Below are 23,466 nucleotides of genomic sequence, written 5' to 3' on the forward strand. Positions count from 1 at the left end.
CCTCTTCCATGACCCACGTGATCGGCGTTGACCTCGGCGGCACCAAGACCGCCGCCGGGGTTGTCTCCTCCTCAGGCGAGGTGCTGCTCTCGGACACCATTCCGACGCTGAACCGGGCAGGTGGCGAGGCGATCCTTGATGCCACCGCAGCGTTGATCGCGGGCTTGGTGGAGCGTGCTGCCGACGCCGGACAGACAGTGTCCGGCGTCGGTATCGGCTCCGCGGGGGTCATTGATGCTGTTACTGGATCCGTGGTGTCCGCCACCGGTGCCATCCTCGGCTGGGCCGGGACTGAACTGGCTGCCGGGCTTTCCTTGCGGCTTTCGTTTCCGTCCTCGGCCATCCGCGCCGTCAACGATGTCCATGCCCACGCCCTCGGAGAGGCCTGGCTGGGTGCCGCCGCAGGTTCCTCGAGTTCCCTGATGGTGGCGTTCGGGACCGGCGTCGGCGGCAGCTTTGTGCTGAACGGTTCACCTGTTTTGGGCCACCGGTTTGTGGGCGGGCATGTAGGGCATCTCGCTTCACCGCTGGCGGCTTTTGATGGTGTTCCCTTGCCCTGCGTGTGCGGTGGCTCCGGGCACGTGGAGGCCGTCGCGTCCGGGCCGGCCATCCATGAGGCCTACCTCCGGTTCGGCGGTTCTTCTGTCCTCGCTGCCGATACCCGCGGCGTGTTTGCGCTCGCCTCGGGTTTCGCCGAGAAGCACGACGCCGGCGCTGCCGCCAACTCCGCGGCCAGCCGCACCGCCGCCTCCCGCGCCATCGAACTGGGTGCCACCGCCGCCGGCCAAGCCGTGGGTGGACTCATCAACATCCTCGACCCCGAAACAGTGGTCATCTCAGGCGGCCTCGCCGATGCGGGCGAGCTCTGGTGGAAACCCATGGAAGCCGCGCTGCGCCAGGAACTCCTTGCTCCCCTGGCCGCCGTCCCTGTCGTCCCGGCAACCCTCGGCAACACCGCGGCCATCGTAGGCGCCGCGAAACTCGTTCTTAGCTAAGGAAAGACCTGTGATCCTGACCCCCGATGGCCTCGAAGCCCTCCGTTCCCAGCTCATCGTTTCCTGCCAGGCGTACCCCGGCGAACCGATGCGCGATCCCCGGACCACTGGCCAGGTTGCTGCCTCAGCCGTGATCGGTGGTGCGGCGGCGATCCGCGTCCAAGGATTGGCCGACGTGCAGTTGACTCGTACCGCCGTCGAGGTTCCGGTAATCGGCCTCTGGAAGGACGGGCACGACGGCGTCTTCATCACCCCAACCCTCCGGCACGCCCTGGCCGTAGCCAACTCTGGAGCGCATGTTGTGGCGATCGATGGCACTCGGCGCACCCGGCCGGATGGACTGTCCCTGGCTGACACCGTGGCCGGAATCCATGCCGAATCCCACGCACTGGTGATGGCCGACTGCGGTTCCTTCGAAGACGCCGTTGCTGCCGTTGAGGCAGGCGCCGACCTCATAGGCACCACCCTTGCCGGCTACACCGGCGAGCGCCCCAAGACCGACGGCCCGGACTTGGGACTCCTGGATCAGATTGCCTCGGCAGAGCTGGGAAAGCCGCTCATCGCCGAGGGCCGCATCCACACCCCCGCCCAAGCCCGCCAAGCCCTCGACGCCGGTGCCTTCGCCGTGGTGGTGGGCACCGCGATCACCCACCCGGCCACCATCGCAGGCTGGTTCAAGGGAGCAATGCACTCCTAGCCCTTCCTTGCTGGGCTGCTAGAGCCCGTACTTCTCCAGCAGCCGCAGCCACACCTCGCTGATGGTGGGATAGGAAGGTACAGCATGCCACAACCGGTCCAGCGGAACCTCTCCGACGATCGCGACCGTGGCCGAATGCAGCAACTCCGCGACGCCGGGGCCAACGAACGTCGCGCCGAGGATCACCTTGCGGTCCTCGTCCACCACGATCTGCGCCCAGCCCTTGTAATCGGAGGAGTACAGCTGGGACCCGGAGACGTTGATGGGCAATTCGACGCCGGTCACGTTCTTCCCTTGCAGCAGCGCCTGCTCCAGCGACGGCCCCACTGAGGCAACTTCTGGATCAGTGAAAACGACGCTGGGGATGGCGTGGTCGTTGGCCGTGTGCGCCAAGGAGCTCCACGGTTTGGGGGCTCCGCGCAGGTGGCCGCGTGCCCGGGCAACAATGGCATCGCCGGTTGCGCGGGCCTCGTATTTTCCCTGATGGGTCAGGAGCACCTTGCCCGCGGCATCGCCCGCCGCGTAGAGCCACAGGCCACTGGTGCCATCGCTGGCCGGGCCTTGCACCAGTCCGCTGGGATCCGTCGTGAGCCGGAGTTTTCCGTCCTCCGCGGCGACGCCCACGCTCTCCAGGCCAAGATTGGCCAGCGAGGGATGCCTGCCCGAAGCGACCAGGAGTTGGTCGGCAACGAGCGTGGTCCCGTCCAGCAGCACGCTGACCGAGCCGTCGTCGTTCTTCTCCACTTTCTCCACATCGGTGTGCACGTGGACCGCAACGCCATCGGCCCGGAGTCCTGCGAGCACCAGGTTGGCAGCTTCTTCCGGGTAGCTGCTGAGCAGCCGCCCCCGCGCAACGAGGGCAACATCCGAACCCAGCCGGGCAAACGCCTGCGCCAATTCAACGCCGGCCACGCCGCCACCGAGCACAACGAACCGACGCGGGACTTCCTTGGCTGCGGTGGCACCACGGGTAGTCCAGAAGGGGACGTCTGCCAGGCCCTCGATGTCCGGGGTGGTCGGCGTGGAACCCGTTGCGACGACGACGGCGTGGTGGGCCTTGAGTGCGTAGCTGTTTCCGTCCAGGCCATCAACCTGGACTTCGCGGGGGCCCGTGATGCGCCCGCGGCCGCGGATCAGCTCGATGCCCGCACTGTCCAGCCACTCCACCTGGCCGCCGTCCTGCCAGTTGTTGGTGAACCAATCCCGGTGCTTGAGGGCTGCCTCCGCATCCACGGTTCCGGTCACTGCCTCAGAGGCACCGGGCACCAACTGAGCCGCGTGCAGGACGGTGCCCGGCCTCAACAGCGCCTTCGAAGGAATGCATGCCCAGTAGGAGCATTCGCCGCCCACCAGCTCACTTTCGATGATCACCGCCGACAATCCGCCACGAACCACCCTGTCCGCTACGTTTTCCCCCACGGCACCGGCGCCAAGAACGATCACATCGAATTCACGGGAGTTTTCGGCAGTCATGGGAGAAGCCTACGCCGGGTTGGACGGGCAAGTGAGAGAACTCTATTTGAACTGACTGGTCAGTTTAGTTAGAATCGATGCAGAACCAGAACCCATCACCCTTGAAGGGATCACATGCTGTCCGTACAGCAACTCCAGATCAACGGCCGCCGTACCGACCTCCTGCCACCCACCTCGCTCGAAGCAAAGCGGGGCGAGCTCATCCTCATCTCGGGCGAAGGGCAGGACCAGCGCACTGCCCTCGCCCTTGCCCTGAGCGGCCGAATGAAGCCCAGCGACGGAATCCTGTCCTGGGACAGCACCACCAAAACCAAGAGGATCCGGCTCGCGAGCGCACTGATCGACTCCCCGGGCGTCAACGAACCCGAGCAGCACCTGAGCGTCCGCGATCTCGTCACCGAGGACCTGTCCCTCATTCCCCGCCGCTACCGTGGCGCGCTGCTGAGCAAGCCGTGGCTGAAGGTCAACCGTTTCGAGGACATCGCCGATCTCTGGATTGAACAACTTCCGGCGGGTCGCCGGCTTGAGTTGCTGACGTCCCTCGCCCTGGCCGACCCCGCAATCGACCTCCTGGTGGTCGACTCCCCCGATCGCCACAGCGCCGACCCCGCGGCTTGGTTGCCCCGGTTGCAGGACTTGGCGTCCGACGCCGGGAGGCCGCTTGCCGTCGTCGCGACCGTCAGCGCCCTTCCGGACGAATGGGACGGGCCTGCTGCTGTGATCGGCAATTCGGTAACCCACGCGACGGAAGCCGAACCGGACCCGGCCGAACCACAACCGGAAGCCGGGCTGGCAGCCGCTACCGAAAGTGCCGCCGTCGAGCCCGAAAGCGCTCTTACCGAAGAACACCAAGAAGACCAAGACCTCCAAAGGACTGCAAAGTGACTGTGCTGCGGCTTGCCCGCTCCGAACTCAAGCGCATGACCGGCGGGCTCCTGCCCAAGCTGACCATCCTCGCCCTCACCATGGTGCCGCTCCTGTACGGGGCCGTTTACCTCTACGCGAACTGGGACCCCTACGGCAACCTCAACCAGATCGATGCTGCCCTGGTGGTGGAAGACACCGGCGCCACGTCGAAGGACGGCACCGAACTCCAGGCAGGCAAGAAGGTGGCCGACAGCCTGGTGGACGGCCATGTCTTCAACTGGAAGCAAGTGTCCAATGCCGAAGCCGCCGACGCTGGAGTGAAGACGGGCGAGTACGCCTTCGCCCTGCGCATTCCCAAGGATTTCTCCGCGAACCTGGTTTCGCCCGGCAGCTTCGATGCCGCCAACCAGGCCATGCTGCACGTCACCACCAACGACGCCAACAATTACCTCCTGAGCACCATCGTGGACAAGCTCACTACGGCGGTGCACTCAACGGTGGCCAAGGAAGTGGGCGAGGAAACAGCCAACCAGCTCCTCACGGGCTTCGGGACCATCCACGCGTCCATCGTCAAGGCCGCCGACGGCGCCGGGCAATTGGCCGATGGCGTGGGGAAGCTGAGCGACGGCGCAACCACCCTTCACGACGGCACCAGCCAACTGGTCACCGGCGCGGATCAACTGGTGGCCGGCCAGACGCAACTGCGGGATGGCGCCAATCAACTCACCACGGGCGCGGGCCAGCTGAGCTCGGGCCTCACAGAACTGAAGAACAAGACCGCCACGCTTCCGTCGGATTCCAAGAAACTTGCCGATGGCGCCGCCCAAGTAGCCGCGGGCAACGCCCAGTTGAACGCGAAAGTGCAGGACGTCGTCGGGCAGTTGGACGCCGCGGACAAAGGCCTCCGGAACCGCGTCGTCGAATCCAATGCGCGGCTGGTTGCCGCGGGCGTGTTGACCCAGGAGCAGGCGGACAAAGTCCTCGCCGACTTCGACGCCGCCGCCACGTCCAGCCCGGTGACCGATGCCAAGGCAAAGATCACGGGCGACGCCGCCAAGATCCAACAGCTCTCCGACGGTTCGGCCGCCGTGAGTGGCGGGGCAGCGAAGCTCGCCGGAGCGACGCCCGCGCTGACCGATGCCATCTCGCAGGCCGCGGACGGTGCGGGGAAGCTGAGCACCGGAGCGTCCACCCTTGCCACGGGCCAGCAGGCCGCCCTGGATGGCGCCACCAAGCTCGACGGCGGTGCACGCCAACTCGACGACGGCGCGGGACAACTTGCCACAGGCGCCGCGACAGCCAACGATGGCGCGCACACACTGGCGTCCGAGCTCGCCAAGGGTGCCGGTGACATTCCGAACCCCAACGACGAGCAGAAGAGCAACGTCTCCAAGGTCATCGCGGATCCTGTGGCGGTGGAGAACGTCTCGCAGGCGAAGGCCGATTCCTATGGCGCAGGCCTGGCACCGTTCTTCCTCACGCTCGCCCTTTGGATCGGCGTGTTCATGCTGGTCCAGGCCATGCGTCCCATCACCCAGCGGGCCCTGGCGTCCAATGCCCCGGCGTGGAAGATCGCCGTGGGCGGCTGGCTGCCGTTCTTCGTGGTTTCGGTGTTGCAGGCCACCATCCTCACGGTGGTGGTGAATCTGGGCCTGGGACTTAACGCCGCGCACCCCATCGGAATGTGGCTCTTCATGCTGGCCGCCGTCATGGCCTTCAGCGCGATCATCCAAGGCATCGTGGCGCTCCTGGGTATGCCCGGAAAGTTCGTGGTGCTGATCCTGCTGGTCCTCCAACTCGTCTCCTCCGGCGGAACATTTCCCTGGCAGACCACGCCCATGCCGCTCCACGTGGTGCACGAGGTCCTCCCCATGGGCTACGTAGTGACGGGCATGCGCCACCTGATCTACGGCGGCGAGCTGACCATGATCTGGCCCACCGTCCTTGGCTTGCTTGGTTACACTTTGCTGGGAGCGGCACTGTCTACGCTCGCCGTCCGCAAGCACAAGATGTGGACCTTGAAGACCCTGAAGCCGGAGATCGCAGTATGAGCACCGCAGAGCCAGTCCCGTCGCCGGGAACTGGAGGGAAGAAACTCCGGCCCGAGCGCACCAACGCCACCAAGCAGCGCCTGTTCGAGGCCTCCATGGAACTCATCGGCGAACGTGGAGCTGCGGGGGTCACGGTGGACGAGATCGCCGCCGCAGCCGGCGTGTCCAAGGGGACTGTCTACTACAACTTCGGCAGCAAGTCAGACCTGATCGCGCAACTGTTGCGCCACGGCGTGGACATCATGCTGGGACGCTTGCAGGCCATCGAAGGCCAGACCGAGGATCCCTTGGAGGCCATGCGGGACATGGTGGGCCAGGCCATGGAGTTCATGGACGACTACCCCTCCTTTGCCCGGCTCTGGGTCAGCGAGAATTGGCGCGCGCCGGGCGAATGGAGTGCAGTGTTCGCCGAGCTCCGCGGTGAGCTCCTTGCCGTGATCGGTTCAGCGGTGGAGGGGGTGGCTTCCGGGTACACGGTGGACACGTCCATTGCACGGGGAAGCCTGGAAGCAGCCATCTTTGGGGCCATCTTCGTGGTGGGACTGGACCGGCAAACCTACAACCCCGAGCGCACCCGCGAGCAGAGCGTGGCCGCGGTGATGACCATCATGCACGGGTACGTCATCAAGTAGTGGCACGCGGCCCACACAACGGTACGCAACTGCAATCTACGATGGCGTGGCGCGGCGGCTTGGTCGGCGATGATTAACCTCATGCGTCACATGGGGAACAGTGGAAAACTAGCCATCATTGCCGCTGTCGTCTCCCTCGGCTTGCTGGTCCTGGCCGCCGCCGTCCTGGAGGAAGTGGTCCTGTACCTGCTTCTGGGCGCCGTCCTCACGTGCTACCTGGCTTCCCTGATACAGGTCTTCAACCGGCGCCGGTACCTTGTGGTCCTCCTCGCCGCCGCCGGCACCGCCTTGTTCATTGGCTTCGGTATCGCGTTCCTGCGCATGTGGGGCCTCGCCTTCAACCAGGACTCCAACGCCTTGGGAAGCGCTGTGAGCAGCAAAGATTCGGACATCTACTTTTATCTGGCCGCGGTGGCCGGAGTGGGGACCCTGGGGATCTTGTTCCTCGGTGCGGTGTTGCCGGGCTTCGGTTCCCGCGCCCAGCCCGTCGCCGCCAGGCCCGGCAAGCGTCCCGCCGCCAAGCGACCTGCCGGATCAGTGCCGGCGAAGAGACCCGCCGCTCGGCCCGCACAGGGCCGACCTGCCCAGGGCCGACCCACCCAACCCCGGCCGGCCGCGGCCAAACGCCCAAATCCCGCAACCGTCAAGCGCAACGCGCAGGCCGGCAAGGCGGCCACGCCAGCCAAGCGACCGCCGTCGAACGCCTCCGCCCAACGCAAACCCGCCCCCAAGCGGTAGCCCCCAACGCCAGCGGGCCCGCAGAACGCGCTACCGGAGCGCTTTGGCCCGTAGAGCAGACCCCACAACAGGTGGTTTGCGGGACACTCCCAGCACAGCCGTCGCCACGCCGAGGAGCAGGACCAAGCCGCCCAGGATCTCGGCGGGCGTCGGGACTTCGCCAAGCACCAGCCATGCGGCGGTCATCCCCACCACGGGAACCAGCAGCGTGAAAGGCACGACGTCGGAACCCGGGTACAACGTCAGGAGCCTGTTCCAGATCCCGTAACCAATCAGCGAGGCGAACACGGCCGTATACACCGCGCTCAGGATGGTGGCCGGCTGCAGATCCACGATGGTTCCAATCACCGCCTGCGGACCATCCACCACCAACGACAGCGCCGCCATCGGCACAGGAACCACAGCACCGGACCAGACCACCAGCCCCAGCCCGGAGGTGGCCTTCGAGTGCCGGGCCACCACGTTGCCTACGGCCCAGGACAAGGCCGCGGCCAGCACGATCATGAGCGGCAGTACGGGAGCCACGGCACTCCGCCCCAACGCCACCACACCCAAGCCGCCGATCCCCAGGATGACGCCAACCATTTGCCGCCGCGTCGGCCGCTCCCCCAGGATCCGCGAGGCGAGCAGGATGGTGAAAAGCACCTGTGCCTGCAGGACCAGCGAAGCCAGGCCCGCCGGCATGCCCAACGCCATGCCCAGGTACAACAGCCCGAATTGCCCGGCGCTCATGAAAAGCCCGACGCCGACAATGGCCTTCCAGCCCACGTCCGGTTTGCGGATGAAGAGGATGCAAGGAAAGACCACCAGAAGGAAACGGAAGGCCACGAAGAGCAGCGGCGGGACCTCGTGGCCAGCAGGGTGCAACCCAAGGTCGATGGCAACGAAGTTAATGCCCCAAAGGACGGCGACAAGCACCGCGAGCAAGGAATGGCGAAGGTTCACAGCTTAACTTTGACCCCATTCTCGATGAAGCACCAGCGTTGAATTCAGCATGAAACAACGTAGATTTACTTCATGATCGACATTTCCGCGCTCCGGGCTTTGGTAGCCGTTGAGCAGCACGGGTCCGTGGTGGCCGCCTCCGAGGTGATGGGCTACAGTCCGTCGGCCGTGTCCCAGCAGATCAAGAAACTGGAGAAACAGGCAGGAGTATCCGTGCTGGAACGCAACGGGCGCGGAGTCCTGCTCACCGAGCGGGGTCTCGCCCTTGCCGGGTACGGGCGGCGAATCCTGGGCGAACTGGAAGAGTTGCAGGCCACTCTGCTCGCAGATCCGGAGAAGCCTTCCGGCCTGCTCCGCCTGGTTGCCTTCTCCACGGCTTGCCGCGGCTTGGTAGGTCCCATGCTGGGGAGGCTGGCATCCGCCGGTTCCGCGCTGGACATCAGCGTCCTCGCCGAGGACCCGCGCGAAGCCGTCCAACGAGTCGCCTCCGGAGAGGCCGAGCTCGCCGTGGTCCACAACTGGAATTCCGTACCGCTGGTGATCCCGGAGAACATGGCGCTCGAGGACCTCTGCCTTGACCAAGCCGACATCCTGCTCAACAGCGCCCACCCGCTCGCGGCGAGAACCGCCGTCGAGCGTGAAGACCTGCTGGACGAGACATGGGTGAGCACCCCGGCAGGCGCCATCTGCAACGAGGCTTTGCTGCAGATCTTCGCCGGCCTGGGCCGGGTGCCGGACATCCGTGTCTACGATCCCGACTTTTCGACCCACGTCGCCATGGTGGAGCAGGCAGTGGCCGTGGCGCTGGTCCCCCGACTGGGACGTCCACCGCTCCCAACTGCGGTGGTGGCCGTTCCCTTGGTGAATCCAGTCCAGCAGCGCGCCGTCGGGATCGTGTACCGCAAGACCATGACGGCGAGCCCCAACATCCGCCTCGCCGTGCGCCTGCTCCGTGAGGTGGCCGAGCAGCAGGAACTGCCGCTGCAAGCAACGTCACACTGAGGAACATTCGACACCCTCCCGGGGGTTAGGTTAGCTTAACCTTACCTAACCACCGACGCGTCTGATGCGCCGGTCCAACACCGCTCGGAGGGGCCATGGCAGTTGAAGCAATCCTTTTTCCCACGGACACGAACCACCATCACCTGTATGGGCTGGCCAGTTACCACATGGTGGACGATGAGCTCTTTCCCAGCGCCCACAACCGCAGGGACACGTACGCACTCCCGGCCTTCGATATCCGCGGACAATGGGTCTACCCCAGCCGCTACAACGAATACCTCGCGCCACAGCTTCCTGTGTACATGTTCGACGGCGAATACCTGATTGCCACCGGCCACGGCGAGGAGGCTGCGGGCCTCCCCGTGTTCGAGATCCGCTGCATGTGCCTGCCGCAGCTTGCGGAACCGGACCCCGTCTAGGCCTGCATCCCGGCAGCCCGTCCGCAGGCTAGTGCCGCGGCACCTTGAAATGTGTCAGCCTGGCATCCTGGCCGTCCAGCTCAGCCCACGGCTTCTCTGTTTCCATTACCGTCAACGCACTCGTTGGGTAACGCGTGGCAGCATCCATGTAGGCGTCATGGTCCGAGTCGCGGGAAGCCAGATGCATGGCCAGGTCCTGGACGCCCGGCATGTGCGAGATGACCATCAGCGTGGTGACCGTGTCCGGTACGTGGTTGATCACGGACAACATGCCTGTGGCCGATGCCGCGTACAGGCCATCCTCGAGTTTGGGCGTCGGAGCCTTCTCCCCGAGCTCGTCGCAGACCCACGTGCAGGTTTGCCGCGTCCTCAGCGCCGAAGAACACAAAATGAAGTCCGGCACGATCTTGTGCTTCAGGAGCCACTTGCCTGCAAGCGGGGCTTCGCGGTGGCCACGCTCTTCCAAGGGCCGTTCGTGGTCCGGGACGCCAAGTGGCCAGTCAGCCTTGGCATGCCGCATGATCACAAGCCGCTTGATGTGGTGGTCGCTCATGCCTCAACCCTATAGCTGCCAAGCCGGCGCAGATACGAAAGCGCCCGCCTCCCCAAGGGAGACGGGCGCCTTGTGCGTGCTGCTAGATGGAGTATTCCGGGGCAGCCCAAACAATGACTTCGGGGTGCTCGTAGAAGCGGTAGCCCTGGCCACGGACCGTGCGGACAGTGTTGGCCAGGCGGCCCAGCTTGGAGCGGAGGCGGCGGATGTGGACGTCGATGGTGCGCTCGTTGGGCACTTCCTCGGCGTTGCGCCACAGGCCTTCCAAGAGTTCGTCGCGGCCCACAGTGCGGGTGCCGTTCTCCACGAGGTAGTTGAGGAGTTCGAACTCCTTGAACGTCAGGTTCAGCGATTCGCCGTCCAGGTGGACTTCGCGGCGGGCCAGGTCGATGAGCACGCCGGACGGGCGGGCTTCCTGCTGCGGCGCCGGACGGGCGGCCTCAGTGCGCTGGCGGGCGGCCACCGTGGGGTCACCGAAAGTGGAGCGGACGACGTCGAGTGCGGACCCGGGTGCATTGGCCGGCGCAACAGCGACTGCAGCGTAGCTCTCGGCACCGGTCACGAGGGACTGTGCATAGGCACGGATTTCCTGGGCCAGCTTGGCAATGGACGTCCCGGCCGCGGCAGCGGTTTCCTCGTCAATACCCATGTAGAGCACGAATCCGCGCGCCACGTTGTCGTTGGCAACGGGGCGAAGGCGCTCGGTCTGGGCAACCACAGGGGTGGGCGCAGTAATCGGCGCTGGTTCGCTGGTGGGTACTGCTCGCAACTGGCCGTAAGAGTTGGGGTTATAGCCCTGCGGGACGTACCCGGGTGCCTGCTGGGCGCCCTGGGAACCGGGGGCATAGCCCGGACGGTTGCCGAAACCGGGGCGCAGGCCGGCATTGGAAGCGGCCTTATTGGCGTTACGGACAGAGATGTGGACGTATCCGGATGCAACTGACATGGAGTGCTTACCTCAAAAGTGAATAGCCGTCATCGCGGCTTCGAATGCTGGTTGTCCCCGCAATGAGTCTGGGGAGGGGCGCCCAACGTTGGGCAAGGGGGCGAATGCCTGAAACTTCTTTGGGGTGGAAAGTTAGGCTTGCATTCGACAACAGCGGGTCTCGTCGCCAGCGGGTGTGCTGGACCAGATTGCTGCGGCTGCAGGTGCTGTTGAGTTCTTGTTCACATTGGAAGTGTGCAACGTAACAAAGGCAACACGCAAGTAACAATGTGCCAAACCGTCCACATCCTGAGACATCCGGCACTATTGTGCCTCAAATCACAATTCAGCGAGCCCCTAAAATGAACGCCATTCCATTCGTCCGATGCCCGAAATATTGAACATGCAGTGAACTTTCTTCGACGAATAGTGCATTATGGCCTTCGCGATTTTCCAACCTCCTGCGGCCATGGAATCTCACGATCTGAAACAGTTACTGACCAGTCGCAACTCGACTCCGTCTCGATTTTAGTGGCCCGAATCTGCTACAAGCGGTAGAAACGGGCCACACCGTCCGGCTGGCAGCTCAGGACGTGGTGCCCGAACCCGTCGTCGAGCCCTGTCCGGAGGACGTAGTTGCCGTGGTGAGCCGGACGGAGGAGGCCGTGTAGGTGTCGCCGTCCTTGGTAGCCGTTACCCGCACTGTGGCGCCCGACTTGATGTCCGCGATGGTCAGGCTGCTGGTGGTGCTGCCCCGCTGCCTGGTGCCTTGGGCTACGGCTGTATCCGAACTGAGGACATACGTCCTGGAGAACCCATCGGAGCTCTTGACCGTCAGGGAAGTGGACGAAACCTCACTGACCGTTCCGAGCTGATCGGCCATGGTCACGTATTCGTTGTCCCGGAGGACCACGTACTCGGAATGGATGGCGGTGTTCAGGCCTCCGGCCATGCCCAAGCCGTCAGGCGACATGCCGCCCATCTGGCCGGGCATGCCCATGCCATTCTGGCCCGTTCCGCTCCCGTCCTGGCTGGTTCCCCCGGGTCCGAGGCCCTGTCCCGGGACGCCTTGCTGCGCACCGGCTCGGCCGGCCTGGCCCAAGGGCACGTTTGCCGCATCTGCCGAGCCGGCGTTGCCCAGGGAGTAGAAACCCGCAGCCGTTCCTGCGGCGACAACTACGGCAACGCCGGCAACGATCAGTGTCCGCTTGAGAGTCCAGCGGCCCTGCAGGGTTCCCTTGTCCTTGCCGGGCAGGGAGCTGCCCCAGCCGTTTGCGGGCGGAGCACCCCCGCCATTGGTGTTCGACGCCGGAGCTTTCCATCCGCTGTTGGCTGCGGTAGAGCCCGACGGCGAAGCTCCCCATCCGCTGTTGGCTGCGGTAGGGCCCGACGGCGGAGCTCCCCACCCACTGTTGGCTGCGGAAGGGCCCGACGCCGGAGCTCCCCACCCTGCCGACGGCTGGTTTCCGCCGGGCTGGGTAGCGACCTGCCGCGTTTCCTGGGTCGGCGCGCCGCCGGGTAGGTCTCTGCGGCCCTTCTGGGAATCTGCCTCGCCCCATGCCCACGAGGATCCGGGATTGGCTTCTCCGGGGCCGGGCTGCGCGGTTTCCTGCTTCGGTCCGGTATTTTCCCGGGGTGTGCCTTGGTTTCCCTGGGTGGTGCCCTGCGGGGCCGGGGACGTGGGGCCTTCGGGGTGCTGCTGCTCGTTCATGGTTCTCCAGATGGGGTTGTTGGTCCTCTTAGGCCCCAGAGTCTGCTGCCTGGCTGTGCGGAAGCTGTGTTGAGGAGCAGTCCCTCCTGTGACCTGTGGATTCGCGTGTTCCAGGACTCCCATCTCGCTAGTGTTGACTTCACAGGGTCCTCACAGGACCGGCAAAGCGCCGGCAAACCAGCAGATTGGAGAGTTGTCACATGGCATCCCCGCACTCCATGACCAACAACCTTCCCCAGCTCTCCCACCCGGACGGCTCCCCCATCCGCGCCCTGGTGGTGGACGACGAGCCGAGCCTCGCCGAGCTCATGAGCATGGGCCTCCGCATGGCCGGCTGGTCCGTCGCCGTGGCCGCAGACGGCCCCGAGGCCGTGAAGCTCGCTAAAGACTTCCGCCCGGACGTCCTGGTGCTGGACGTGATGCTTCCCGGATTCGACGGAGTTGAGGTCCTGAACCGGATCCGCGCGTTCGCCCCGGAAGTCCCCGCTCTCTTCCTCACCGCGAAGGATGCAGTACAGGACCGCATCGTTGGCCTGGCTGCGGGCGGCGACGACTACGTGACGAAGCCGTTCAGTATGGAGGAAGTCCTGCTGCGCCTTCACCGTTTGGTACAGCGTTCGGGTGTTGCCGCCATGGACACCGCAGAACTCGTGGTGGGCGACCTGACCCTAAACGTGGACACCCGCGAAGTAACCCGGGCCGGCGAGGACATCGCCCTCACGGCAACCCAGTTCGAGCTCCTGCGCTACCTCATGGAGAACCCCAAACGCGTGGTCAGCAAGGCCCAGATCCTCGACCGCGTGTGGGACTACGACTTCGGCGGGCAGGCGAACATCGTGGAGCTCTACATCTCCTACCTGCGCAAGAAAATCGAGGCCAACCACCCGCCCATGATCCACACCGTGCGTGGCGCAGGCTACGTCATCAAGCCCGCGGACTGAACCTTGACCACACTCTCAGGGGTCGCCCGGAAGACGCAGCGGAGCTGGCTGGACCCATCCACCTGGCATTTGCGGACCCGCCTGGTGCTCGTAGCCATGGCGCTGCTCGTTGCCATCTGCGGGGCGGTGGGAGTGGTGAGCTATGCGTCCATGGACATGGTGTTCAACCGGCAACTGGACCGGCAATTGGAGCAGGCGTCCAGCCGCGCGAACGACTTTGGCAGGCCACCCTCCAGCTACCCGAACGGCCGGCCGGACCCCCTCGAAGCTCGCGGGCAGGGCGCCGGCACCCTGAATGCGCGGATCAGCGGATCGACCGTCAGCAGCGCCGGGCTCATCGACGCTTCAGGGAACCGGGCAACGCTCTCCGCCGAAGACAAACAGGTCCTGCTGGACCTTCCCTTGGACAACCGACCCGTTGACCGATCACTGTCCAACGGCGACTACCGCCTGGTCGCCGTCAAAACGGCCTATGGGGACGTGATCGTGACTGGCCTGCCGCTCGCCGACAAACAAAGCACCGAAGCGTCCCTCGTCTGGACCATGGTGTTCGTATCGCTCGGTGGCTTGGTATTGATTGGGCTGGCCGGAACCGTCATTATCCGGCGGACCATGCGGCCACTGGAGCAACTGTCCGAAGTGGCCACCAAGGTTTCCCGCCTGCCCCTCGACGCCGGCGAGGTGGCCCTCGCGGTGCGCGTACCCCCGTCGGCTTCCCACCCCGGAACAGAGGTAGGCAGCGTGGGCTACGCCCTCAACCAGATGCTGAACAACGTGGCCAGCGCCCTCGAAGCCAGGCAGGAAAGTGAAACCAAAGTCCGGCAATTCGTTGCCGACGCCTCGCACGAGCTCCGCACGCCCCTTACGGCCATCCGGGGTTACACCGAGATGCTGCGGATGACCGAGAATTTCACCGAGGATGGCCGCAAGTCGCTGTCACGCGTCCAGAGCCAGTCGGAGCGGATGAGCACCTTGGTGGAGGACCTGCTGCTCCTGGCCCGATTGGATGAAGGGCAGCCTTTGAAGGTCACGGACGTGGACCTGACACAGTTGGTCATTGAAACCGTGACTGACGAGAAAGTCATGGCCCCGGACCACGTGTGGCAGCTCAAGCTTCCGGATGAGCCCATTACGGTCCGTGGAGACGGCACGCAACTTCATCAGGTGCTGGCCAACCTGCTGTCCAACGCCCGCAAGCACACCGATCCGGGCACCACTGTGGTCACCGGCGTCATGCTGAGCGCGGACGGGAGTGCAGTGGTCACCGTGACGGACAACGGGCCCGGTATTCCCGCGGATTTCCAGGGCCGCATCTTCTCCCGTTTTGCCCGGGCCGACGCGGCACGTTCGGGATCGGAGGGCACGTCGGGCCTGGGCCTGTCGATTGTCGAATCGATCGTCGGAGCACACGGTGGCAGCGTCGAAGTCACCTCAAAACCGGGGCGCACGGAGTTCGCCTTGCGCCTCCCCTCAGTGACCAGCGAACAGGTGTAACGAAACCGGCAAGGCGACGCACCGGCGTCGTGATCTCTGTTACCTAAATGTGACTTAAGCAAAATCCTCCTGTACCGTCGAAAGGGTGGGTCGCCCCAAGAGGCCCACACCCGGGATGCGCCGAGCTCTGCCACTTCCCGGAGTTCCGTTCTCATCGAGGCAGAGACGGGGGACCCAGAGTCTCCGGGCCAGGCATTGCGCCGGCCCTTGGGGTGAAGCCGCAGCTACGCGCGCGGCCGGATGACCTCATCCGAACCCGACAGCTAACTCCGCAGGCGCTGAGAGGTAATCACACATGTCTGAATTCAAGGATCAGACGCGCCATTCCGCGCGTCACCGCGACGAAAACGATGCTCCCCTGACCAAGTCGCAGGCCGTTCTGAAGAACGCCGCACGCCAGGGCAAGGCCGGCCACCGCATGTCGGTCGTAGCAGGTGTCGTTGCCGCCGCACTCGGCGTCGCTTCGCTGGGACAGGCCGCCAACGCCGCGTTCAACCTGCCGGAACTGAGCCAGGCAGCGCAGACCCAGGCCGCCGTACAGTCTGACCCGAACGCCAACGCTGCCTCAGACGCAGCTGCGGAAAAAGCTGCTGCGGATCGTGCAGCTTCGGCCAAGGCCGCAGCGGACCAGACAGCGGCCGCAAAGGCTGCAGCCGAGAAGGCCGCCGCCGACAAGGCAGCTGCAGACAAGGCTGCCGCAGACAAAGCCGCAGCAGACCAGGCGGCTGCAGCACAGGCCGCAGCCGAGAAAGCTGCTGCCGACGCCGCCGCCAAGGCTGCCGCTGACAAGGCAGCAGCAGCAGCTGCAGCCGCCGCTGCCGCGCCCAAGGCCGTGGACGATCCCGCCGCAGCCAAGGCCTACGCTGCCAGCATCCTGGCCAGCTACGGCTGGGGACCGGGCGAAATGACCGCCCTGAACACGCTGTGGGAGAAGGAATCCAACTGGCGCACCACGGCCACCAACGCTTCCAGCGGCGCATACGGCATTGTCCAGTCGCTTCCGGCTTCCAAGATGGCTACTGCCGGCGCCGACTGGCAGACCAACTACCAGACCCAGATCAAGTGGGGCCTGAACTACATCAAGGAACGCTACGGTTCGCCGTCCGCAGCCCTTGCCTTCCACTTGGCCAACAACTGGTACTAAGCCCGCAGGCTTTCCGATAGCCGCTCCTGTTCCCGCCGCGCGCATCAACCCCAACTGATGCGCACGGCAGGACCGGGGGCGGCTTTTCGCCTGTCCAGACGCCGCCACAGTTACACAGTCCCGTCACAGCTTCCGCCTAAAGCCCTCACAATCGGCGGATCCACTCTGGATGCATGACGCTCATAGATCCAGCCACCAGTGCGCTGCCGAGCCCCGCCCATGCGGGGCACTCCGCCGCTCCTGCCTTGCCCCACCGGCAGATGCGGCGCTCTCCCGTGGACACCCGGACCACAGTTCCCGTCCTGGACGTCACCGTTCCCGTCCACAACGAGGAAACGGACCTCGAGGAATGCCTGCGCCGCCTGCACGGACACCTCGTGGACACTTTCCCGCATTCCTTCCGCATCACGGTGGCGGACAATGCAAGCACGGACAACACCCTGAAGATCGCCGAGCGACTGGCCCGCGAACTCCCCGAGATTGCCGTCATGCGCTTCGAGGAAAAGGGCCGGGGCAACGCCCTCCGTCAGGTCTGGCTCGCGTCGCCTTCCCCCGTTCTGGCCTACATGGACGTGGATCTCTCCACAGACCTCGCCGCCTTGGCGCCGCTCCTGGCGCCCCTGATCTCCGGGCACTCGGACCTGGCCATCGGCACGAGGCTCTCCCGCAACTCCCGGGTAGTCCGTGGGCCGAAGCGCGAATTCGTGTCCCGCAGCTACAACGTCCTCCTGCACACCGTCATGGGTGCACGGTTCTCCGACGCGCAGTGCGGCTTCAAGGCCATCCGCGCGGACGTTGCCCACCAGATCCTCCCGCACACGCTGGACAACGCCTGGTTCTTCGACACCGAACTGCTGGTCCTCGCCGAACGCTGCGGACTCCGCGTCCATGAAGTCCCCGTGGACTGGACCGACGATCCCAACTCAAGCGTCGACGTCGTACGTACCGCACTGGCCGACCTGCGCGGAATGGCGCGCCTGACGCGCGACCTGGTCACCGGACGCATCCCCGTTCCCGAACTTCGTGCCGCCCTGGCGCGCGGACCACTCCCCGCTTCCTCACGGACCTCCGAGGCCACGCCGCGGACGAGCCTGTTCGGGCAACTGGTTCGCTTCGGATTCATCGGTGCTGTGTCCACCGTGGCCTACCTGGTGATTTTCCTGTTCTGCCGCAGTTTCATGGACCCGCAGCTCGCCAACTTCCTGGCGCTCATCATCACCGCCGTGGCCAACACCGCCGCCAACCGGCGCTTCACGTTCGGCATCCACGGCGGCAACCACGCACGGCACCACTTCGAAGGGCTGATCGTCTTTGGCATCGGCTTGGCGCTCACCTCCGGCGCGCTCGCCCTGGTGCATGGAAGCACGACGCCGGACCGCTGGGTTGAGGTGGCCACCGTGGTTGGGGCGAACCTCACCGCGACAGTAGCCCGCTTCCTGCTGTTCCGCCTGTGGGTCTTCCGGAAGCCGTCCCAAGCTGCGACGCCCGCGAAACCCGCCGCGGCCGCCGTCCCAGCCGCTGAAGCAGTTCAGACGGCAGCCTCCGCCCAGACCAACGAGGTGGCAGCGAAATGATCACCGCCCTCCAGCCAAGCAGCGCAACCGAAACCGAAGCCGGCAACCCCGTGCCCACGGACCACCGGCACTCGCGCTTCCACCGCATCGTCTTCGGCCGGCAGGCTCGCTGGGTCCGTCCTTCCGCCGCCGGGCTCCTGGTGGCGACAGCCTTCCTCTACCTCTGGAACCTCGCGGCCACGGGCTACGGCAATTCCTTTTACGCCGCCGCCATCCAGGCCGGCACCAAGGACTGGACGGCCTTGTTCTTCGGATCGCTCGACGCCGGCAACGCCATCACCGTGGACAAGCCACCGGCTTCCCTCTGGATTCCCGCGCTCGTGGGCAGGATCTTCGGCTTCTCCCCCACCAGCATGCTGGTCCCGGAGGCACTCATGGGAGTGGCCGCCGTCGGGCTTCTGTACCTGGCGGTCAAGCGGGTGGCGGGACCCGCAGCGGGCCTCATCGCCGGTGGTGCGCTGGCTCTGACCCCGGTGGCAGCACTGATGTTCAGGTTCAACAACCCGGACGCCATGCTCACGCTGTGCCTGGTGCTGGCCGCGTACCTGACAACGCGGGCCATCGAAAAGGCGGGCTGGAAGTGGCTTGCCGCGGCGGGTGCCGTTGTTGGGTTGGCCTTCTTGAGCAAGATGCTCCAAGGCTTCCTGATTGTTCCCGGGTTGGCGCTCGCCTACCTGTGGGCAGCCCCCACCTCGTTCCGCAACAGGATCCTGCACCTGCTTGCAGCGGCAGCGGGAATCGTGGCTGTTGCGGGAACGTACATTGCGATCTTCCAGCTGACTCCCGCCTCGGCACGCCCCTACATGGCGGGGTCGGAGGGCAACAGCTTCCTTGAACTCACGTTCGGCTACAACGGCCTGGGCCGCATCACTGGATCGGGCGAAGGTGGCGCCGGTGGCGGCATGCCCGGGGGCGGTGGAGGCATGGGCGGCAATGCCGGATTCGGTGGTTCGGCCGGTTTGGGCCGCATGTTCGGCACCAGCTTCGGCGGAGAAGTTTCCTGGCTGCTCCCGGCGGCCCTCATCCTGTTGGTGGCCGGACTGTGGTTCACGCGCCGCGAAATCCGGACTTCACGCAGCCGCGCTGCGCTGCTGATGTGGGGCGGCTGGCTGATCGTCACTGCCGGCATCTTCAGCTTCATGAGCGGCATCGTCCACCCCTACTACGCTGTGGCCCTGGCCCCGGCCATAGCCGCTCTGATCGGCATTGGTTGCGTTGAACTGTGGCGTGGCCGCGATTCCTGGGCAGCGCGGATCATCCTTGCCGTCGTGGTGCTGGGTAGCTCCCTCTGGTCGGCCGTGCTGCTGGGACGGGACGCCACGTGGCTGCCATGGCTCCGGATCGTCGTCGTAGTCCTGGGCGTCCTCGCGGCCGCCGCGCTGCTGCTCCGGGTGGACCGCCTCGGTGCGTCCGCACCCAAGGGCATGCTCCGACGCCTGCCCGCGGCCGCCGTCGTGGTGGTGTCCCTGCTTGCCGGTGGTTTGGGTACCGGTGCCTGGACCGTTGCCACAGCGGCGACTCCACACTCCGGCTCCATCCCGACGTCGGGACCCGCCGGTGCGGCCAGTGGCGGCTTCGGCGCGCGGACCGGAGCAGACGGCCGCAACCGTGACTTCGGCAACGCCCAAAACGGGCTGGGCGGAGCTACCGGTCTTGGCGAAGCGCCCTCGGGCAGCACGCTTCCCGACGGAACAGTTCAGGATGCGGCCGCAGGCGGCTTCCCTGGAGCCGGGGGCTTCGGAGGCGCAGGCGGAGCCGGGGGCGGCACAGCCAACGCCGAACTGACAGCCCTGCTGAAATCCACCACCACCAAGTGGTCCGCGATCGTCTCCGGAGCAACCCAGGCGGCAGACCTGGAACTCGCCACGAACACCAGCGTCATCGCCCTGGGTGGCTGGAACGGCGGCGACCCCTATCCCACCCTCGCCCAGTTCCAGGACATGGTGGACAAGGGCCAGATCAGCTACTTCATCTCCGGCGGCGGCATGGGCGGTGGCGGCCGGGGTGGCAACTCGGAAGTGGCCGCATGGGTAGCAGCGAACTATGAAGCACAAACCGTGGGCAACACCACCGTCTACAGGCTGGTGAACTGACCGTGACAACGTACTTCAAACCACGCACGGACGCCCTCCAGCAGGACCCTCCGGCGAGCGCAACCCGTCGCTCAGTATTCCGCAGGCGAGGAACACGCCGGGCCAAGGGCTCTGCCGCCAGGACCACGGGACTCCTTCGGAACCGTCTCGAGCTGGGTGCCGTCCTCCTGGGAACCGCAATCCTCTACCTCTGGGGGCTGGGAGCCTCCGGCTGGGCCAACGCGTTCTACTCCGCCGCGGCCCAGGCAGGTTCCCAGGACTGGACCGCGTGGTTCTTTGGCTCCTCGGACGCCGCCAACTCCATCACGGTGGACAAACCGCCAGCAGCCCTCTGGATCACAGGCCTGTCCGTTCGCTTGTTTGGACTCAGTTCGTGGAGCATCCTGGTTCCCCAGGCCCTGATGGGCGTGGCCACGGCCTGGATCCTTTACCTCGCCGTCCGCCGGGCAGCCCTACCTGCCGCCGGCAAGCTTCGCGAAGCCCACTACGCGGGCCTGCTCGCCGCGGCCGTCATGGCTCTCACTCCGGTGGCCACGCTCATGTTCCGATTCAACAACCCGGACGCCTTGTTGGTGCTGCTCATGACCGCCGCAGGCTACGCCGTGGTCCGGTCCATCCAGGAGAACAAGCTGCGGTGGCTGGTCATCGCCGGCGTGTTCCTCGGTTTCGGGTTCCTGGCCAAGCAACTCCAAGTCCTCCTGGTGGTTCCTGGTTTCGCGCTCGCCTACCTCGTCTCCGCCCGGCCCAGGCCCGTCCGACGCCTGCTCCATCTCCTGGCCGCGGGAGGCGCCATGGTGGCTTCCGCTGGTTGGTGGATTGCCGCCGTCGAGCTTGTCCCGGAAAACCTGCGGCCCTACATCGGCGGCTCACAGAACAACTCGATCCTTGAACTGACCTTCGGCTACAACGGCTTGGGCCGGCTCAACGGTGACGAGACCGGCAGCGTGGGCGGTGGCGGAAACGGTTGGGGCACCCCTGGTTTGTTCCGCATGTTCGGCACGGAGTTCGGCAGCCAGATCGCATGGTTGATTCCCTCAGCCTTGATCCTCGGTGGCGCGTTGCTCTGGCTCGGACGGCGTGCTCCGCGGACCGATTCCGTCCGCGCTTCGGTCATCGTGTGGGGGTCCTGGCTCCTGGTGACCGGACTGGTGTTCAGCTACATGCAGGGCATCATCCACCCCTACTACTCGGTGGCGCTGGCTCCCGGAATTGCGGGGTTGGTAGGCCTCGGTGGAGTGTTGTTGTGGCAACGCCGCTCCCAGCTTCCCGTGGCGCTTTTGCTTGGCGCGGCGGTGTTTGCCGCCGGCGCCACGGCGTTCAGCCTTCTTGGCCGCACCCCGACGTTCCTCCCGTGGCTGCGCTGGGTTGTTCTGGTGGGGGCCGTGCTGCTGGCTGCCGTCGTGGCACTCAGCGGCCGCTGGACATCGTCGTGGGCAGCACGAACGACGGCGGGACTCGCCGTGGCCGTGTCGCTCACCGGTCCGCTGGCCTACTCGGTAGCCACGGCCGCGGTTCCCCATACAGGGGCAATCGTGAGCGCGGGTCCAGCCGGCACCGCAGGGTTTGGAGCGGGCCTTGGCCGCAACACAGCGCCCCAGGGCTTTCGCAGGCCCAGCACACAACAGGGCACAGGTGCGGGTTCAGCACAGCAAGGTGCCGGTGGCCAGGGCTTCGCCGGTGGCGGCGGGCAAGGCGGCGGCATGGGTGGGCTGCTTAGCGCCACCACGCCATCGTCCGAGTTGGTGAGCGCCCTGAAAGCCGACGCCAGCGACTACACCTGGGCGGCCGCCGTCGTGGGTTCCAACAACGCGGCCGGGTACCAACTGGCCACGGGACTGCCGGTGATGGCGGTGGGCGGGTTCAACGGGACCGATCCTTCGCCGACGCTGGCGCAGTTCCAGCAACTCGTTGCGGACGGCAAGATCCACTACTTCATTGGCGGGCGACTCATGCAGGGCAACGGGGGCTCGGACGCTTCCAGTGAGATCGCAGCGTGGGTTGCAGCAAACTACCAGGCCACCACCATCGGAGGGACCACGGTGTACGAGCTGCCGGGATAGTCGTACCTCTCCAGGCCGGGCGCTACCTTTACCGCCGCACGCACCCGTAATCCGGGGTGCGCTGCGCGGAAACGGGCGCGCCACCAACGAACAACTGAGGCGCCGCGCGGAAACTGGTGCGACAACGAGCTTGCACCGAGCGCACCCCTACCCGCCGCACGCACCCGTAATCCGGGGTGCGCTGCGCGGAAACGGGCGCGCCACCAACGAATAACTGAGGCGCCGCGCGGAAACTGGTGCGACAACGAGCTTGCACCTGACGTTACGTGAGGATTTAGCGTGGTTCCCATGACGGGAACAAAGGGCAACGGTCCGTGGAGCATCGGTGAACTGGCCGCAGCGTGCGGCGTCAGCGTTCGAACACTCCACCACTACGACCAGATCGGGCTGCTGACCGCGAATGAGCGGACATCGGCTGGGCATCGACGCTATGGCGAGGACGACGTCCGGCGGCTCTATCGGATCAAGGCACTGCAGATGCTGGGGCTCCCTTTGGCTTCGATCGCCGACGCCTTGGGCAGCACGGATGACGTGGCTTCCCTTCGCGGGCTCCTGAAGCAGCAGTTGGACCACGTTCAGCAGCACGCCCGCCAGGTCCGCGTGCTCGAGGATCGTTTGGGCGAGCTGCTGGCCCGGATGGACGGACCCGTCATGCCCACCACGGAACAATTCATGACCACGTTGGAGATGATCACAGTGTTTGAGAACCACTTCACCCCGGAGCAGCGGGAACAACTTGCCGGGAAGCGCAACGAACTGGGTGCCGAAAAGATCGAGGCTGCCAAGGAACAGTGGGCCGGTCTGGTGCAAGAGGGCCTCGCTTTCGTCGCGGCGGAGACACCCGTGTCCGATCCGGCCGTCCAAACATGGGTCCGGAACTGGGACAGCATCGGGTCCATGTTCCACGCTGCCGAAGACACCAAAGCTGCAGCGAGGGCGGCGTGGCAGGAGAACAGCCAAGCGATCAGCGCAGACCTTCCTTGGAGCGCGGAGCAGATGACCGGCCTCATGAAGTACCTGCAGAAAGCCCGCGGCTAACTCCAGGCCGTCGCGACACGTGACGCCGTTCGCTACCGTAATCGTGGGCGCGCCGGGCGGCAAAGGGTGCGCCACCAACGAACGAAGGCGCGCAAGGCGGGAACGGGTGCCCGG

At 65.7% G+C, this 23,466-nt stretch carries 20 protein-coding genes and 1 riboswitch; of the genes, 15 read left to right on the plus strand and 5 right to left on the minus strand.

The window, feature by feature from the left end:
* Positions 1 to 8: 8 nt before the first annotated feature.
* Together ACIQT2_RS20210 and ACIQT2_RS20215 are read left to right on the plus strand one after the other, a co-directional pair.
* The gene (locus ACIQT2_RS20210) at positions 9 to 995 is read left to right on the plus strand and encodes an ROK family protein (protein WP_402950065.1); all 987 of its coding nucleotides are present in this window, start codon (positions 9 to 11) and stop codon (positions 993 to 995) included.
* A gap of 10 nt (positions 996 to 1,005) precedes the next feature.
* Entirely contained in the window at positions 1,006 to 1,692 is a 687-nt protein-coding gene (locus tag ACIQT2_RS20215; protein ID WP_402950067.1) for an N-acetylmannosamine-6-phosphate 2-epimerase, read from the plus strand.
* Between the two features lie 18 nt (positions 1,693 to 1,710).
* Here ACIQT2_RS20215 and ACIQT2_RS20220 read toward each other — a convergent pair whose 3' ends face one another.
* On the minus strand, positions 1,711 to 3,165 hold the full coding sequence (locus tag ACIQT2_RS20220; RefSeq protein ID WP_402950071.1) for a dihydrolipoyl dehydrogenase family protein: 1,455 nt from the start codon (positions 3,163 to 3,165) through the stop codon (positions 1,711 to 1,713).
* Positions 3,166 to 3,279: 114 nt separating this feature from the next.
* On the opposite strand from ACIQT2_RS20220, the gene ACIQT2_RS20225 reads away from it, so the two are divergent.
* The 4 genes from ACIQT2_RS20225 (at position 3,280) to ACIQT2_RS20240 (ending at position 7,453) form a co-directional block, all read left to right on the plus strand.
* A complete protein-coding gene (locus ACIQT2_RS20225) occupies positions 3,280 to 4,050 on the plus strand; it encodes an ABC transporter ATP-binding protein (protein WP_402950073.1) in 771 nt (256 codons plus the stop codon).
* Positions 4,047 to 6,083, plus strand: coding sequence for a YhgE/Pip family protein (locus tag ACIQT2_RS20230; RefSeq protein ID WP_402950076.1), 2,037 nt, complete (start codon positions 4,047 to 4,049; stop codon positions 6,081 to 6,083). The genes ACIQT2_RS20225 and ACIQT2_RS20230 overlap by 4 nt, the downstream gene beginning before the upstream one ends.
* Positions 6,080 to 6,715 (plus strand): TetR/AcrR family transcriptional regulator, encoded by a 636-nt coding sequence (locus ACIQT2_RS20235; RefSeq protein ID WP_402950079.1) that lies wholly within the window; start codon positions 6,080 to 6,082, stop codon positions 6,713 to 6,715. The genes ACIQT2_RS20230 and ACIQT2_RS20235 overlap by 4 nt, the downstream gene beginning before the upstream one ends.
* Before the next feature lie 90 nt (positions 6,716 to 6,805).
* Positions 6,806 to 7,453, plus strand: coding sequence for a hypothetical protein (locus ACIQT2_RS20240; RefSeq protein ID WP_402950082.1), 648 nt, complete (start codon positions 6,806 to 6,808; stop codon positions 7,451 to 7,453).
* A gap of 30 nt (positions 7,454 to 7,483) precedes the next feature.
* Here the strand turns inward: ACIQT2_RS20240 and ACIQT2_RS20245 are convergent, their stop codons facing one another.
* Complete coding sequence (locus ACIQT2_RS20245) at positions 7,484 to 8,398, minus strand: EamA family transporter (RefSeq protein WP_402950085.1); 915 nt, start codon at positions 8,396 to 8,398, stop codon at positions 7,484 to 7,486.
* A 72-nt stretch (positions 8,399 to 8,470) separates the two neighbouring features.
* Between ACIQT2_RS20245 and ACIQT2_RS20250 the strand changes: the two genes are divergently transcribed.
* Positions 8,471 to 9,400, plus strand: a complete 930-nt coding sequence (locus ACIQT2_RS20250; RefSeq protein ID WP_402950088.1) for a LysR family transcriptional regulator — start codon at positions 8,471 to 8,473, stop codon at positions 9,398 to 9,400.
* Between the two features lie 95 nt (positions 9,401 to 9,495).
* Positions 9,496 to 9,819 (plus strand): hypothetical protein, encoded by a 324-nt coding sequence (locus ACIQT2_RS20255; protein ID WP_400335832.1) that lies wholly within the window; start codon positions 9,496 to 9,498, stop codon positions 9,817 to 9,819.
* A 28-nt stretch (positions 9,820 to 9,847) separates the two neighbouring features.
* Here the strand turns inward: ACIQT2_RS20255 and ACIQT2_RS20260 are convergent, their stop codons facing one another.
* The 3 genes from ACIQT2_RS20260 to ACIQT2_RS20270 form a co-directional block, all read right to left on the minus strand.
* Positions 9,848 to 10,372 carry a SixA phosphatase family protein gene (locus ACIQT2_RS20260; protein WP_402950091.1) on the minus strand — a complete coding sequence of 175 codons (525 nt, stop codon included), beginning with the start codon at positions 10,370 to 10,372 and terminating at the stop codon, positions 9,848 to 9,850.
* 82 nt (positions 10,373 to 10,454) lie between these two features.
* A complete protein-coding gene (locus ACIQT2_RS20265; protein WP_400335828.1) occupies positions 10,455 to 11,318 on the minus strand; it encodes a winged helix-turn-helix domain-containing protein in 864 nt (287 codons plus the stop codon).
* Between the two features lie 565 nt (positions 11,319 to 11,883).
* The gene (locus ACIQT2_RS20270) at positions 11,884 to 13,008 is read right to left on the minus strand and encodes a hypothetical protein (RefSeq protein WP_402950095.1); all 1,125 of its coding nucleotides are present in this window, start codon (positions 13,006 to 13,008) and stop codon (positions 11,884 to 11,886) included.
* A gap of 200 nt (positions 13,009 to 13,208) precedes the next feature.
* Between ACIQT2_RS20270 and ACIQT2_RS20275 the strand changes: the two genes are divergently transcribed.
* From ACIQT2_RS20275 to ACIQT2_RS20305, 7 genes are all read left to right on the plus strand, one after another.
* On the plus strand, positions 13,209 to 13,949 hold the full coding sequence (locus ACIQT2_RS20275; RefSeq protein ID WP_397323830.1) for a response regulator transcription factor: 741 nt from the start codon (positions 13,209 to 13,211) through the stop codon (positions 13,947 to 13,949).
* 3 nt (positions 13,950 to 13,952) lie between these two features.
* Positions 13,953 to 15,443 carry a sensor histidine kinase gene (locus ACIQT2_RS20280; RefSeq protein WP_402950099.1) on the plus strand — a complete coding sequence of 497 codons (1,491 nt, stop codon included), beginning with the start codon at positions 13,953 to 13,955 and terminating at the stop codon, positions 15,441 to 15,443.
* Between the two features lie 108 nt (positions 15,444 to 15,551).
* Positions 15,552 to 15,735, plus strand: a riboswitch (cyclic di-AMP (ydaO/yuaA leader).
* Positions 15,736 to 15,738: 3 nt separating this feature from the next.
* The gene (locus ACIQT2_RS20285; protein ID WP_402950102.1) at positions 15,739 to 16,587 is read left to right on the plus strand and encodes a hypothetical protein; all 849 of its coding nucleotides are present in this window, start codon (positions 15,739 to 15,741) and stop codon (positions 16,585 to 16,587) included.
* A 173-nt stretch (positions 16,588 to 16,760) separates the two neighbouring features.
* Positions 16,761 to 18,161, plus strand: a complete 1,401-nt coding sequence (locus tag ACIQT2_RS20290) for a glycosyltransferase (RefSeq protein WP_402950104.1) — start codon at positions 16,761 to 16,763, stop codon at positions 18,159 to 18,161.
* Positions 18,158 to 20,254, plus strand: coding sequence for a glycosyltransferase family 39 protein (locus ACIQT2_RS20295; RefSeq protein ID WP_402950107.1), 2,097 nt, complete (start codon positions 18,158 to 18,160; stop codon positions 20,252 to 20,254). Before ACIQT2_RS20290 ends, ACIQT2_RS20295 begins: the two co-directional genes overlap by 4 nt.
* A gap of 2 nt (positions 20,255 to 20,256) precedes the next feature.
* Positions 20,257 to 22,314: an ArnT family glycosyltransferase gene (locus ACIQT2_RS20300; RefSeq protein WP_402950110.1), complete on the plus strand. Its 2,058-nt coding sequence runs from the start codon at positions 20,257 to 20,259 to the stop codon at positions 22,312 to 22,314.
* Between the two features lie 288 nt (positions 22,315 to 22,602).
* A complete protein-coding gene (locus tag ACIQT2_RS20305) occupies positions 22,603 to 23,352 on the plus strand; it encodes a MerR family transcriptional regulator (protein WP_402950113.1) in 750 nt (249 codons plus the stop codon).
* Positions 23,353 to 23,466 lie beyond the last annotated feature (114 nt).

This window comes from Paenarthrobacter sp. NPDC090522, from assembly GCF_044769225.1.
In the GTDB taxonomy this organism is placed as follows: Bacteria; Actinomycetota; Actinomycetes; order Actinomycetales; family Micrococcaceae; genus Arthrobacter.